The organism is Haloarcula sp. H-GB5 (assembly GCF_054850705.1).
Genome location: NZ_JBTWBG010000001.1, coordinates 890,406 through 904,393, shown reverse-complemented (window position 1 = coordinate 904,393; position 13,988 = coordinate 890,406). Strand labels below are relative to the sequence as shown.

General features: G+C 62.2%; 14 protein-coding genes. 9 read left to right on the top strand and 5 right to left on the bottom strand.

What is annotated here, in order from left to right; all coding sequences use genetic code 11:
* The first annotated feature begins 72 nt into the window (after positions 1-72).
* On the top strand, positions 73-1,833 hold the full coding sequence (locus ACYJ11_RS04710) for an alpha/beta hydrolase family protein (protein WP_461646907.1): 1,761 nt from the start codon (positions 73-75) through the stop codon (positions 1,831-1,833).
* Positions 1,834-1,916: 83 nt separating this feature from the next.
* On the opposite strand, the gene ACYJ11_RS04705 is transcribed toward ACYJ11_RS04710, so the two are convergent.
* Positions 1,917-4,199: a nitric-oxide reductase large subunit gene (locus ACYJ11_RS04705; protein ID WP_461646906.1), complete on the bottom strand. Its 2,283-nt coding sequence runs from the start codon at positions 4,197-4,199 to the stop codon at positions 1,917-1,919.
* Positions 4,200-4,374: 175 nt separating this feature from the next.
* Between ACYJ11_RS04705 and ACYJ11_RS04700 the strand changes: the two genes are divergently transcribed.
* Both ACYJ11_RS04700 and ACYJ11_RS04695 read left to right on the top strand, forming a co-directional pair.
* The gene (locus ACYJ11_RS04700; protein WP_461646905.1) at positions 4,375-4,947 is read left to right on the top strand and encodes a YbhB/YbcL family Raf kinase inhibitor-like protein; all 573 of its coding nucleotides are present in this window, start codon (positions 4,375-4,377) and stop codon (positions 4,945-4,947) included.
* Between the two features lie 198 nt (positions 4,948-5,145).
* Entirely contained in the window at positions 5,146-5,325 is a 180-nt protein-coding gene (locus tag ACYJ11_RS04695) for an HVO_0416 family zinc finger protein (protein WP_004515335.1), read from the top strand.
* A gap of 276 nt (positions 5,326-5,601) precedes the next feature.
* Here ACYJ11_RS04695 and ACYJ11_RS04690 read toward each other — a convergent pair whose 3' ends face one another.
* Positions 5,602-6,099 (bottom strand): PadR family transcriptional regulator, encoded by a 498-nt coding sequence (locus tag ACYJ11_RS04690; protein WP_461646904.1) that lies wholly within the window; start codon positions 6,097-6,099, stop codon positions 5,602-5,604.
* Between the two features lie 132 nt (positions 6,100-6,231).
* On the opposite strand from ACYJ11_RS04690, the gene ACYJ11_RS04685 reads away from it, so the two are divergent.
* The 3 genes from ACYJ11_RS04685 (at position 6,232) to ACYJ11_RS04675 (ending at position 8,833) form a co-directional block, all read left to right on the top strand.
* A complete protein-coding gene (locus ACYJ11_RS04685; protein ID WP_004515333.1) occupies positions 6,232-6,582 on the top strand; it encodes an ArsR/SmtB family transcription factor in 351 nt (116 codons plus the stop codon).
* A gap of 28 nt (positions 6,583-6,610) precedes the next feature.
* Entirely contained in the window at positions 6,611-6,910 is a 300-nt protein-coding gene (locus tag ACYJ11_RS04680; RefSeq protein ID WP_170096902.1) for a DUF7521 family protein, read from the top strand.
* A gap of 81 nt (positions 6,911-6,991) precedes the next feature.
* The gene (locus tag ACYJ11_RS04675; protein ID WP_461646903.1) at positions 6,992-8,833 is read left to right on the top strand and encodes a UvrD-helicase domain-containing protein; all 1,842 of its coding nucleotides are present in this window, start codon (positions 6,992-6,994) and stop codon (positions 8,831-8,833) included.
* A gap of 14 nt (positions 8,834-8,847) precedes the next feature.
* Here the strand turns inward: ACYJ11_RS04675 and ACYJ11_RS04670 are convergent, their stop codons facing one another.
* Entirely contained in the window at positions 8,848-9,960 is a 1,113-nt protein-coding gene (locus ACYJ11_RS04670; protein ID WP_461646902.1) for an RNA ligase, read from the bottom strand.
* A gap of 96 nt (positions 9,961-10,056) precedes the next feature.
* On the opposite strand from ACYJ11_RS04670, the gene ACYJ11_RS04665 reads away from it, so the two are divergent.
* Positions 10,057-10,731, top strand: a complete 675-nt coding sequence (locus ACYJ11_RS04665) for an RNA ligase partner protein (RefSeq protein WP_461646901.1) — start codon at positions 10,057-10,059, stop codon at positions 10,729-10,731.
* Here the strand turns inward: ACYJ11_RS04665 and ACYJ11_RS04660 are convergent.
* Positions 10,728-10,982: a DUF7533 family protein gene (locus tag ACYJ11_RS04660; protein WP_461646900.1), complete on the bottom strand. Its 255-nt coding sequence runs from the start codon at positions 10,980-10,982 to the stop codon at positions 10,728-10,730. The two genes, ACYJ11_RS04665 and ACYJ11_RS04660, sit on opposite strands and share 4 nt — an antisense overlap.
* Before the next feature lie 111 nt (positions 10,983-11,093).
* Between ACYJ11_RS04660 and ACYJ11_RS04655 the strand changes: the two genes are divergently transcribed.
* Positions 11,094-11,585, top strand: a complete 492-nt coding sequence (locus tag ACYJ11_RS04655) for a metallophosphoesterase (RefSeq protein ID WP_461646899.1) — start codon at positions 11,094-11,096, stop codon at positions 11,583-11,585.
* Positions 11,586-11,588: 3 nt separating this feature from the next.
* On the opposite strand, the gene ACYJ11_RS04650 is transcribed toward ACYJ11_RS04655, so the two are convergent.
* A complete protein-coding gene (locus ACYJ11_RS04650; protein WP_058994192.1) occupies positions 11,589-12,653 on the bottom strand; it encodes a type II glyceraldehyde-3-phosphate dehydrogenase in 1,065 nt (354 codons plus the stop codon).
* Positions 12,654-12,845: 192 nt separating this feature from the next.
* Here ACYJ11_RS04650 and ACYJ11_RS04645 point away from each other — a divergent pair, with 192 nt between their 5' ends.
* Entirely contained in the window at positions 12,846-13,799 is a 954-nt protein-coding gene (locus ACYJ11_RS04645) for an aminopeptidase (protein ID WP_461646898.1), read from the top strand.
* Positions 13,800-13,988 lie beyond the last annotated feature (189 nt).

The window sequence follows — 13,988 nt, the reverse complement described above, 5'->3', positions numbered from 1 at the left end:
TCTTTACCGTCGGCTTGGAGTTTACAGTAACTTTAATTCACTGAGTGTTTCACCTGTCCTCGTGGTAATATCATGAACGATGATAGACGACTGTGGATCGTAGCTGCAGTGTCGGTACTCCTGATATTCAGCGGAAGCGGGCTCGCATGGACGGTACAGACAGACGGCGGTTCCGTGGAGGTTCGCGACGTGACGTTCTCCGGGACCAACGGAACGATGATGAGCGGGACGCTGTACATCCCTGAAGAGGCGAGTAGCGCTTCCCCGCAACCGGGGGTGTTGGCCGTCCACGGGTACATCAATTCGAAAGAGACGCAATCGCCGTTCGCGATCGAGTACGCACGGCGTGGTTTCGTCGTCCTCGCTATCGACCAGACCGGCCACGGCTACTCGGACCCGCCAGCGTTCAAGAACGGCTATGGCGGCCCCGACAGCCTCGAATACCTTCGGTCGCTGGACTACGTCGACAACGAAAACATCGGGCTCGAAGGGCACTCGATGGGCGGTTGGACCGTCGTCACGGCGGCCGCAGCCCACCCGGACGGGTACGAATCGATGGTCATTGAGGGGTCATCCACTGGATCGAACCGCGCCCCCAAAGGCACTGACTCGTTCCCGCGGAACTTCGCCGTCGTGTTCAGCGAATACGACGAGTTCTCCCCGCTGATGTGGGGGACGGCGAGTGCTTCCGACGTTGAACAGAGCGGAAAACTCCAGACGGTGTTCGGGACGGACAGCGCCGTCGAGGAGGGGCGTACCTACGGCAGCGTCGACGATGAGACCGCACGCCGGCTGTACACACCGGCAACGACCCATCCCGGCGACCACCTCTCGACCACAGCTATCGGCGCGTCCATCGAATGGCTCCAGCTCACGCTCGAAGGTGAAGACGAGATGGACCCTGGCAATCAGGTCTGGTACTGGAAATCGCTGGGGACCTTTATCGCCCTCATCGGTGGTGTGTTATCACTGTTCCCGGTCGGTGGGCTACTCGTCGAGCGGGCATCGACTGACAGGCTTCGACGGGAGTATCCTGATGGGAAGGGGATGACCGGCGCCAAGCGGTACGCGGCGTCGCTCCTCGCAGCGGCCATCCCGATTGTGACGTACTTCCCGTTGCAGGACATCGCACCGTCGATCATCGGGCTCAGTTGGCTGTTCCCACAGCAGATCAACAACGGTGTGATCGTCTGGGCGCTGGGGAACACGGTCATCACGGCGGTGTTATTTGCGGTGTGGCATTACACGAGCAACGCGGACGACCCGTCGGTGTCGCTGGCGAACTACGGCCTCGATACGGGCGACGGTGCACGAACGCTCGGCGTCTCGGTCTTAGCCGGCGTCGCTACCGTCGGCGTGCTGTACCTGTTTGAAGCCGTTGTGGCGTTCCTGTTCCAGACGGACTTCCGTATCTGGGTGTTCGCCATCAAACTCCTGTCCCCGGCGCAGTTCCGGATTAGCTTCTCGTATCTCCTGCCGCTGTTTGCCTTCTTCGTCGTTCTCGGCGCGCTCCTGCACGGCCAGCTCCGTCCCGAGGGCGAGTCCCGGTCGCTTCGCCGTGCGATGGCGATGAACTGGCTCATCGTTGTCGGTGGGTTCGTCGTGCTACTGGCGATTCAGTACATTCCGTTGCTGGCCGGCCAGCCCCTGCCGCTTGGTCACCCGCTGCTGACAATTCTGGCGCTGCAGTTCGTCGCTCTGCTCAGCATCGTGGCTTTCGTTAGCACGTACTTCTTCAGAAAGACGGGTCGGGTCTGGGTCGGCGCGACGATCAACGCCGTCCTCGTGACGTGGGTCATCGTCGCCGGAACGGCGACGCAGTTCCCCGTCTAGACCCGGCGTTTCACTCTCTTCTCGTTTCTGTCGGCCAAGTCGTGTTTCGGCGGTGACGACCACAGCCGAAACCCGGCGGTGACTCAGTCGTCGCTCATGACGCCTTCGGCGACAGCCATGTCCTCGACCGTGGGGTCGTCCTCGGATCTCCGGAGGACGAACCGCTTGCGGATCAGGTCGGCTGCGTAGATAGCCGTCCCGAGGATGATGAGCGTGTCACCGGGGAGTCGCGCCCAGAACAGCGTTTGGACGATCGGCTGGTTGTAGAACGCCACGCTCCGGGCCGCGGCGTAGCTGCCGGTGAACGCCGCCTCCAGCTGGAGGAAGCCCACGGGCAGGACGGAGACGAACACCATCAGCGTCAGGCCGACGTTCCAGCACCAGAACGCCGCCCGGAGCCAGGACCCGTCCCAGCGACCGGGTTTGATAGCGAGCTGGAGCATGTAGGTGACCATCCCCAGCGCGAGGAAGCCGAAGGCCCCGAACATCGCAGCGTGGGCGTGGCCGACCGTGAGGTAGGTGCCGTGCTCGTAGTAGTTGATCAGCGGGAGGTTGATGAAGAACCCGAGCACGCCGGCCCCAACGAAGTTCCAGACCCCGCTGGCGATGATGAACATGAACGGGAGCTTGTAGGGGAACCCGCCGGTCTCGGACATCGCCCGGTACTGGCCCAGCGCCTCGTAGAGGATGAACACCAGCGGGAGCAGTTCCAGCGTCGAGAACACGCTCCCGATGGGAACCCACATGTCGGGCATCCCGACCCACCAGTAGTGGTGGGAGACGCCGATGACGCCCGTACTCATCACCAGCAATGCCTGAAACATGACCGCCTTCTCCGCACTGCGGCGGCTGAGCAGGTTCATGGACACCAGCGTCAGGCCGATGATGGCGACGATGAAGAACTCGAAGGCACCTTCGACCCACATGTGGACGACCCACCAGCGCCAGAACTCCGTGACGGCGATGTTGGTATCGGGGGTGAAGAAGAACCCGGCGGTAAACAGCAGGGCGATGGAGCCGCCGGCGTACAGGATCATGTGTGCGAGGCCGAACACCGGCTCGCGGTCCAGCAGCGGCTTCAGGCCTCGGATCGAGAGGACGGCCCACAGGCCGAAGCCGACGAACAGCCCGACCTGCCAGAGCTTCCCGACTTCGAGGTACTCCAGTCCCTCGTTGCCGACGATCCACCAGAGGTCACCGAAGTAACCCTGGGAGCCGAGCCAGATACCGCCGAGGCCGCCGACGGTGACGACGACGATAGCTCCGAGTAGCGTGTTGATATACGTCGACTGGCGTCTGGGTTCGTGGCCGGTCAGCAGCGGTGGAAGGAATAGCCCTGCACCGAGCCACGTCGCGGCGATCCAGAGGATGCCCAGGTCGATGTGCCAGGTCTTCGCTATGGCAAAGGGCAGTAGCTGGAGGATTGGGACGCCGAATATTTCCTCGACGCCGAAGAAGCCGGCTCGTTCGATGTAGAAGTGAGCGAGTAACCCACCGAGCAACACCTGTGCAAGGAACAATCCGGCGGCAACCGGGATGAACCGCAAGGCGGCCCGCTGGCTGGGGAAGATGCTCACGTCGCCCGGTTCGGGCACCGAGAGGTCGCCAGCGGACGGCTCCGGGAGACTGACAGACTGGTACAGCCAGATGCCACCACCGGCAGCACCGACGAGGAGGACCATCGCGATGACGCTCCAGGTCATCGCCGCGCCGGTTGCGTCGTTACCGGCGGCAGGCTCGTAGGGCCAGTCGTTCGTGTAGGAGTGTTCGCCGCCCGGCCGGTCGGTGTGGGAGAACCACGCCGTCCACATGGCGAAGTCGGCGAACTGGCGGGCGTCGGCTTCGGAGTCGATCATCCCCTCGGGGACGCCCCGTTCGTGGCTCCCTTCGTGATATCGTTCGACGTATTCCTGATGGACCTGCTGGTGGGCGTACAGCTCTGCGGCGGAGTACTCGATGTTTCCGCCCTCGTACTCCCCACTGAGGTCCTGTTTCACGTCGTCATCGACGGCGGCCTGTTCGGCCGTCGACAGCGATTCGTACTCGGACCCGTAGCGCTCCTCGGCGTAGTAGGTGCGCATGTGCTGGGTTTTCAACTCCAGCGCGTCGGCGGTGTAGTCCGCGCCGTAATACGCACCGTTCCCGAGAATCGACCCGTGGTTCATCAGCCCGTTCCTCTGGAACGCCTTCTTCCCGTCACGGATGTCCTCACCCGTGACAAACGTCTCGCCGTCGGGTCCGACAACCTGTTCGGGGATAGGTGGCGCTTCCTGATACGCGATCCACGCGCCGGCCCCCATAACGATGAGGTTGAAGACGAACGCGGCGGCGATCACCTTCGCGATTGTTTTGCGTTTGAGCTCCATGTGGTTGGAACTCCAGCATCCCAAAATAAGAAGGGCATAAGTCGTTCCCAGTCGCTGGCGACGGGGGAGAACATGTTCGCCCTGATAGGGACCGGTGGTCTCCTGTCTCTGGATTCGGCGTGAGACGTGGCGGGGTATCACAAGGTAGATTACGACCTGCCCCTCCCTCTCTGATATGCGCCGTCGCCACTTCGTCCAGACGTTCGGGGTGTCAGCACTGGTCGGGAGCGCAGGCTGTACCGGGCAGTCGGACGACACAGCATCGACTTTCGACGTGTCGAGCCCCGCGTTCAGTTCCGGAGACGAGCTTCCGGCCCGGTTCACCTGTGGCGGCGATGGCGTGTCGCCGCCCTTCGTCATCGAGCGTGTCCCGGAGCCGACGGCAGCGCTTGCCGTCACAGCCGAGTACGACGGTGGCGTGTTCAGCCAGCCCGTGTTCTGGACGCTGTGGAACGTCCCCCCGGAGACGGAGCGGATTCCGGCCGGACTCCCTCGCGAGCCGACCCTCGATACGCTCGGCGGCGCTCGACAGGGAACGCAGCCCCCTAACGAGCCGGGGTATGAGCCGCCGTGTCCACCAGCCGGACAGCCCTATGAACATCGGTTTCAGGTGTACGCACTCGGCGAGAAACTATCTATCGAAGGTGGAACCGAGCAGGAAGAAGCGTCAGAGACCATCGCGAACGCACTCATCGCAAGCACCCGCATCACCGTTGACTACACCCACCCGGTTGAGACCGACAGCTAACGGGTGGTACCGGACACGATTGGGTCCGGCGCACTGTTTGAACGACTGCTCATCTAGCGCTGTCTGCTGGTCGTACGGTTCCTGAGTGGCACCGCTCGCTGTGACTGGCCGTCTCGTCGCACGCGGTGTGTCGTTACTTATGGCAATGTTTCACAATACCATTAAACCTATATACTGATGTGCTATACCATATCATGTATGGCGTCCGCACCGAGTAGTGACGATATGTTCGACGAGTTCCTCTCCCAGCGTGGCCACGACGTGGACCAGAGTGGTTGGGAAGAGAGCTATAACAAGAAGCAGTGCCCTGATTGCGGCGGTCTTCACGAGTCGACAGCGGCACAGTGCTCGGTGTGTGGCTGGACACCGGTACGGTAAGGATACTCCGCTTTTCGGTCTTCCACCTTTCATCCGGAAGCGGTGGTACTGACCCGCAGAACCGACAGTTCACTCTCTGCGGGCTGTGTCCCGCTACGTCTGTTGTCGGGACAGCAGCGGCACAGACAGTCGGGACTGTATCACGTTGTGCACAAAGGAAGTGGGGAGTCGCTACGTGGCCAGCCGACGGTTGGGGGGTGATGTGTCGGCGGGCCGACCGGTTCGTAGCCGACGATTGGGGGGTAGTGTGTCGGTGGACTGACCGGTCTACGGTGGTTACAGCGCATCGAGCGACGCATGGAGGAACAGCCCGAGCGCGAGATGTTGGTACGCGGACGTCGCAATCTGCTCTTTTGCAGCCGCGTCGTCCGCAATTCCGTACTGTTTCGTCTGAACGAGTTCGTGCATCTGGAGCGTGCCATCCGCTTCTAACTCGTGCAGCCGGGGATACACTGTCCCCGGACTCAGTTCGGCACCGAACTGGACTTCCAGTTCCTCCATCAGTCCGGTCCCGTGGGTGCCACCATCGGCGACTGCGATCATCGCCAGTAGGATCTCTTCCAGACTCTGTGTGACCAGGCCGTCATCGACCGCTGTCTCGCCGTCGACGACATCCTCAATGACCGGATCCAACAGCGACTCCGTGATGGCGTCACGACTGGGTGGGTCATGCGATTCCGGGCGCTCTGTCTCGCCGAGAGGGGTCACTTGCTCGTCGGCGTTCTGGCCCTGCATCTTGCCCGTCGTCACGCGACGGAGGTTGTCTCCGGACATCGTCTCACCTGAATGCAATCCGCAGTGAGTGCTACAATGGCTATCATGATATAAACGGGGCAGTGTTTTCTGAGCGTGAAACCACCACAGTGCTCGAAAACGCTTATATAATACGACGCGAATCTTGGGGTAGTGGCTGAGGAACAGAGCATCGAGGAGATTCTCGATACGATCGGCGACCAGCACGCGCGCCGTGTGCTCGCCGCAATCAGTCGAGAGCCGCAGTCGGCGAAGGAACTCGCAGAGGAGTGCGACCTCTCGTTGCCGACGGTGTATCGACGTATCGAACTGCTCGACGAGTACGACCTCGTCACCGACCGGACGCTCGTCGCCGAGGACGGAAACCACTACAAGGTGTACGAGTCCAACTTCGAGTCGACGGTCATCTCGCTCGAAGACGAGGAGTACAAAGTACGCATCTACCGGGAGGAAAACCTCCCGGACCGGTTCAGTCAGCTCTGGGACGAGCTGAACCCGGAATGAGCGTGCCGACCAGTGAACGGGTGACCGCATGACGACTGGCGTGACCATCGCCCGTGGCGCGCTTATTCTGATGCGGATGGTTGTGTTCGGGCTGACGCTCGGTATCACCCTGATTAGCTTTCAGGCCTACCGGAAACGGCCGTCGGAACGCCTCCAGTACGCGTTCGTCGGTTTTGCATTCATCAGTATGGGCGTTGCTATATCCAGTGTCATCACGCAACTGAGCGCCGGTGAGACCGGTGCCATCGTTCGCGTGTTCTTCCAGATGGCGGAGACAATCCCGTTCATCATCGGATTCGCGATGCTGTACGTGTCGCTGTACCGATGAGAAATCCGTTCGGGTGCGCCCGTCAGTTGTCGTCCCAGTAAAGCACGTTGTTTATTTGGCCGCGGTCCCACTACATGTTCAATGACTGATTCGACCACCGAGGTTGTCCGCCTGTTCGGTGGGCCCGGTAGCGGGAAGACGACGGCGCTGCTCGACCGCGTCGACGAACTGCTGGAAGACGACGACGTCGATTTCCGTGACGTACTGGTTGTCTCGTACACGCGTGCGGCGGCCGCCGAGATCCGTGAGCGACTTGCGGACCGACTCGGTCTGTCCCCTCGTGCCCTCCGCGGAAATGTCTGTACGATGCACGCGAAGGCGTACGAACTGCTGAACCTCTCCCGCGGTGATGTCGTCGGTGAGGACGACAAGGAGGCCTTCTGCGAGGAGTTCGGTATCGAATACGAGGACGAGTACGAAGGCTCCCGACGCCGGTCGGCCCGTTCGACCACCATCGGGAACAAGATCATCGCGACGAGTCAGTGGCTCCAGCGGACCCGCCGTGACGTGGCCGATTGGTACGACGTTCCGTTCAAGTGGGACGACGAAGAGGTCCGACTGCCGCCGGAGATCGACGACAACGCACAGACCGGCAACAAGTACACGCCGACTTGGCCGACCGACGACGACCGCATCGACGTGCCAAGCGCCATTCGTGGCTGGCGCACCTACAAGGGCGAGAACGACCTGACCGGCTTCGCCGACATGCTCGAACGGGTCGCCCAGCGCTCGCTGCTCCCCAACGTTGACTATCTCATCATCGACGAGTTTCAGGACATCACGACGCTGCAGTACGACGTGTACGACGAGTGGAAACCCCACATGGAACGGGTCCTCATCGCCGGCGACGACGATCAGGTCGTCTACGCCTGGCAGGGCGCTGACCCCGACCTCCTGCTCGAGGAAGTCGTCACTCAGGACGAGGTTCTGCCGAACTCTTACCGTCTCCCCTCGCGTATCCTGAACGTCGTCAACCGCGAGGTCCGCCACATCGAGAAACGCCAGGAGAAAGACCTCAATCCGCGCAAAGAGGGCGGCCGCGTCGAGGCGGTCCAGAACCCCTCGATGTTTGACCTCTCCCGGAACGTCACGCGGACCATCGAGCAGTCCGATGAGACGGTGATGGTGCTGTTCCGGGCCCGCTACCAGATGTTCCAGTTCATCGACGAGTTTATCGACAACGGGATTCCGTTCTCCTGTCTCACCGACCAGCGGATGTGGACCGACCGGCTCACCCAGTACGTCAACGGGCTCGAAGCCGTCGAAGCCGAGGAACCGCTCACGGTGCTCGAAGCGCGTCGGCTCGCGGATATGCTCGTCGACTCTGCCTTCGGCACGGGCGAACGCGATGAACTCTTCGATGCGCTCGAAGAGATCGACGAGTCCCATGAGGACGAAGACATCGCCGATATCGAAATCGAACCCGACGTGGTTCAGGAGCACGTCCCGTTCCTCCCTGACGCGGCCTCTGCGGGCGACATGCTCCGGAAGGTGACTAACTTCCAAGAGCGGACTGTCGACGCGTACTTCACCGGCGACTACACCGGGATGGACGCCGACCGCGTCCGCGTAGGGACCATCCACTCCGCCAAAGGTCGCGAGGCCGACCACGTGTTCGTCGCGACCGACCTCACCGAGAAGGTCGTTGAGCAGATGGCCGCCACGGTCGACCAGCAGGGTATCGAAGTCCCTGGTATGGACGAGTTCACGAAACACACCAGTCCCATCCCGACGCTGACCGACAACGAACGGCGCGTGTTCTACGTCGGGATGTCCCGGGCCCGCGAACGGCTTGTTCTGCTTGAGAACCTCGTCGACGGCGCGCCGACGCTCCCAATCGACGTGTTGTTAGAGAACGAGCCGAGCGACCGCTCCATCGAGCAACTGCTTGACGATGCCAGCGAGACCCTCGCGGCCGACTGACGCAGGCGATTCTCTCACTCGTCGATTGTCCCACCCTTCAGGTAGTACCTCGTCTTGTCACGCGTCGACTGGGCGACTTTGGTAAACGTGACGGCCCGCTGCTCGCCAACTATCTCGTCGTGTTCGACGTGGAGTTCCAGCCCCTGCTCGCGGAAGTACGACAGCAGGTCGTCGATGGTTTTCGGGTCGCCGCGAACGGTATGTGTTTCGCCGACCGGGTCTCCTCTGTCCACCGCCCGTATCGTTTCGACTGCAGGCTTGAGGATAGCCTCGCCCAGTTCCTGTGCCCGTTCTCGGACCGCTGCCGCCGATTCGCCGCGTTCGACGGCCTGAAAGGCCTCCCGCATGACGCGCGTGAAGACGAAGTCTCGCCCGTAGTCGAAGGGTAGTTCGAACGCGTGTTCGAGGTCGGCTCGGTGGATCGCGCTCGTCGTGTACTTCAGCGCCGTCTCGCCGTCTGTCGATTTCAGGACCACCCCCTCCCGCCCGCGGGCGTTCAGGTCGTCGATTCGCTCGCGGGCGGCGTCGACGGCCGCTGCCGGGGTGAACGTTCCGTAGTGGTCGACACTGTTGAGGCCGTAGGTCGCACACCAGTCGAGCCGCCGTTCCACTCCTTTCGGCGTCCCGCTCTCGCGGTGGTGAATCCCGAACACGTAGAACCCGACCTCATCGATCTCACTGTAGTCGTGGTCTGTGTAGGGGTTCTCCGGTCCGACGAGCTCACCACACAACATATACTCTGGGTGGTCGTCGAAAAACGCCTCAGCATCGAGCAACGCTTCGACCTTTCGCGTAGTGTACGGACAGATGAACCCGCTCCGGGTGAACGCCAAGAGGGTGCCGTCGACCCGCGCGACCCTGACGTTGTAGCCGTTGAGCTTCTCCTCGATGGCGACGGGGCCGTCGAACGTTTCCCGGATCGCCGGTTCGAGGACGAGCGCACGCGGCATCGACGGATAGCCGCGAACAACCACGTCACCGACGAGCGCTGTTCCGCGCTCAATGCCGTGGCGCTCGTCGCCCAGGTGTCGGTATCGCTGTCCGCGAAACCACTCGGTATCGAAGTGCTCCAGCAGGTCCTCGGGGTCAGTGTCGACATCGAACAGCGACCCCCAGTCTCTCGACATGATTGGTTCTTGTTGACATGCCACTAAAATACTGCTGGCGCGTGTCACTACCGTTCCTGTCAGAGAACATTAGTGGCAGGCTATCGTAGCGCCAGTATGGTCGACCGCCCGCTCAAACAACGGTTCGTCCTCGACACGTCGCTGTTTCTCACCCCCGAAATCAGAGGCGACGACGAGAATCTGGAGGCGGCCTGTCTGGATCTGCTCGACCTCATTTCGGAGGCGAAACTGGTCCACAACATTTCCTGTTACATGCCCCCGTCAATTCAGGCCGAGCTGACGACGATGCTCGAAGACCGGGCCATCAGCGACGAGGTGCTGACGAAACTGGACACGTGGGTCATCACGAAGTCGCCGGCCCACCACGAGGTGCGGATTCCGGCGGACCTGGTGTATGAGTTCATCGACGAGATGTCCGAGCGAGTTGACCGTGGCCTGCGCGTCTCGGAGAAGGCCGTCCGGAAGGCCGAGGAGTCGCGGGCCGAAACGGTCGAGGAACACGACCACATGACGGAGGTAGACAAGGTCATCTCGGACCTGCGCGACGAGTACCGGGACACGCTCCGACAGGGTGTGCTCGACTCTCGCGAGGACTTCGACCTCCTGATACTCGCACAGGAACTGGAGGCCGGCGTTGTCACGGAGGACCAGGGCATCATCAACTGGGCGGAGGACTTCGGACTGCGGTATCTCAAGGGCCGGAACTTCCCGCCGCTGCTCCGGGAGTACCTCGCTGCGGGCGACCCGGACCGCTGGCGCGACGAGACTTAGTCGTCCTCGCCGCCGTCCGGTGGCTTCCCGCCGGGGAGCGCACTCCGCGCCCGCCCGGCGATTGCACCGGGGATGTCCGTCGGGGAGGGAGCGACCCACTCGATGACCAGTAAGGCGGCGGCTAACCCCAGAAAGACCGCGCCGATCGCTGTCTGGCCGCGAGCGAGGTTATCGACGCCGAGGAGGGTGACTCGCGCGGCGAGTACGACCGCAACCATCAGCTCGATTGTCCCGATGAGTCCCCGTGCCATCGGCCGTCGTAGGCGGTGACTAAACAAAAGCATCGCGCCTGCGTGACGACTACGTCATCACTGGCGTCCGGGTATATGGGTTCAAGTTCCTGCCGGCTGAACATCGCTTGTATGCTGATCGGCATTGTCTCCGACACGCACGACAACGCGTCGCAGGTCGAGGCCGCAGTTGAGACGTTCGCTGACGCGGGCTGTGAGACTGTCGTCCACTGCGGTGACTTCGTCGCCCCGTTCTCCGTGACTCCGTTCGACGGCGACTGGTCGTTCTACGCCGTGCGCGGCAACAACGACGGTGAATGGGCGGTCCAATCTACCGTGGAGGACTTTGGGACGTACTTCGGCGAGATGGGCGAGGTAACGATCGACGGGCACGCCATCGCGGTGTATCACGGGACTAGCGGGGAGATCGTCGACGCGCTGGTCGAATGTGGGAACTACGACTACGTGTTTCACGGCCACACCCATGAACGCGGGCACGAGGAGCGCGCGGGCACGGTACGAATCAACCCCGGTGGCATCTCGATTCCGCCGGCCCCCGAGCCGTTCTCGGTCGCGACACTCTCAACGGAGACCGGCGAGGTCGAATTCCACGAACTGGGGTGAGAATCAGTCGTCGGCGTGACTGTCGACGCGCTGTGGGCTGCCGTCGTGTTCGACAAGTCCCCGGCCGACGCCGAGGGCTTCGTCGGTGCGTCGGATGCTCTTTTCGGCGCTCGCGGTCCGCTCCGAGAGCGCGCGAACGGCATCGATGTTCTCCGGCACGACATCGGCTTCTTGGTGGATCGCCTGGAACAGGTAGAGGTCTCGCCCTTCGACCGTGATGGATTCGGCCCAGATGCAGTTCTCCCACACGTCACCGCGCGGGCGACCGGCGTCGCGGGTGTACTCCTTGAGCTTCCCCGCGCCGTCGATACCGAGCGTCTCCGGGATGAGGAACAGCCGTGACTCGTCGGTCAGCAGCGACGTGACTTCCTCTGTGGTGGGTTCGCTTTCCAGCGTCACGTTGACGCTGTGAGTGTGCATCTGTGTCGTTGGGACCTTCATGCCCATCGTATCGATGTCGAGGTCGGGAAAAATCGTCTGGACGTCAGGACCGTGGTGGGAGGGGATTTCGACGGGGTCGGGGAGTGTGTCGTTGATCGGGCCACGACCGGTCTGGCCCGGGTCGGCACCGCGCCGTACCAGTGTCACACGCGATTTTTCAACGCCGTATGATTCCCTAAGCGGTGCGAGCAGGCGTGACAAGCCTGTTGTATTACAGGAGACGACGCGAGCCGTGTCAGCCCCGACTGCCTTCTCGTAGTTGGCGCGGGCATTGAAGCTCACGTCTGCCACATCGGCGTCCTCCCCACCCTGGAAGATGGCTGGCGTGTCGTGCTCGGCATATAACGGCGCGTTGGCCGCGCCGACGCCACTCGGCGTGGTGTCGACGACCACGTCGCTCGTTTCAATGAGGTCATGGACCGTCCCGGCCGTCGCGAGATCGGCTTCATCGAACGGTTCGCGGCCGTCCGCGGCGTAGAGGTCGTAGCCGCGGTCGTCTGCGATAGTTGCCTCGAAGTTCGGCGAGCGCTTTGCGACGCCCGCGACTGTCATATCTGGCTGGACACGCACCGCGTCAGCGACGCGTTTCCCGATGGTGCCGAAGCCGTTGATGCCCACGTGGAGCATACACGTCCATATCTCCGGGGAGAGTATATTCTTTGTGATTAATTTACGGAGAAATTAACTCAGATAGTTGTACCTCTGGATATTGTGAACTTTTATCACGAACTACCAGAAAACACCGAGATGTCGCGTGTTTCGCTGGCCTGTGCCGGCAGTCTATCAAGAGTTATTCAGACGGAGTACGCAGTCAGTTGTATGGACAACTCGTCGCTTCGTGTGCCCGCCGAGACCGCTGTCAAACAGTGCCTGAACCTCCAGCCCGACGAATCGTGTGCGGTCATCACTGATGACCAGCGGAAATCGATCGGCGAGGCGCTGTATCGTGTCGCCGCAGAGATTACCGACGACTCGGTTTTCGTACGCTACCCGCCGGGTGAGCAACATGGCGCGGAGCCGCCTGCACCGGTTGCCGGCGCGATGGAAACCGCCGATGTCGTGCTCGCGCCGACGACCAAGAGCCTGAGCCACACCGAAGCCCGCACCGACGCCAACGAGGCCGGCGCCCGCGTTGCGACCCTGCCCGGCATCAGCGAGGGCGTGTTTCTCATGGGGTTAGACGCCGACTACCACGCCATCAAACAGCACTGCGAGGACGTGCTGGCACAGGTCGAAGACGCCGATGAAATTCGAGTCACGTCACCCCAGGGGACCGACATCACGTTCGGCATCGGTGCCCGCGAGTGGCACATGGACACCGGCATCGTCCACGAGGCCGGCGAGATGTCGAACCTCCCTGCCGGCGAGGTGTTCCTCGCTCCCGAGACGGCCGACGGCACGTTTGTCGTCGACGGGACGATGCGCCCCCACGGCAAACTCGACGGGAAGCAACTCACCTTCGAGGTCGAGGACGGCTACGTCACGGACATCGACGACCCCGACATCCGCGCGCAGGTCGAGGACGCCGCTGAAGAGGTTGGCCGGGACGCGTACAACCTCGCAGAGCTGGGTATCGGAACGAACGTCGCCGTCACCGAACTCGTCGGCTCCGTTCTCTTGGACGAGAAGGCCGGCGGCACGGTCCACATCGCTATCGGCGACGACCACGCGATGGGCGGCGATGTCCACGCGCCGATTCATCTGGACGGGATTCTGACGGAACCGACCGTGTATGCGGACGGGGAGGAAGTGGAACTTCCTCGTGTCGAGTGAGCGGCAACGCCGCGAACGTAGGGAGGTCGTAGACCTCCCGGAGCCGAGCGGTGAATGAAATGAACCGCGAGATGGGCAAGGAAGCGGAACTTCCTCGTGTGGAGTGAACTGCGACGCCACGAACGTGAACGGCTCCAGGCGGCCGTGCGAGTGAGAACCACGAGCAGCGCCGTGGCGACGACCATTTAC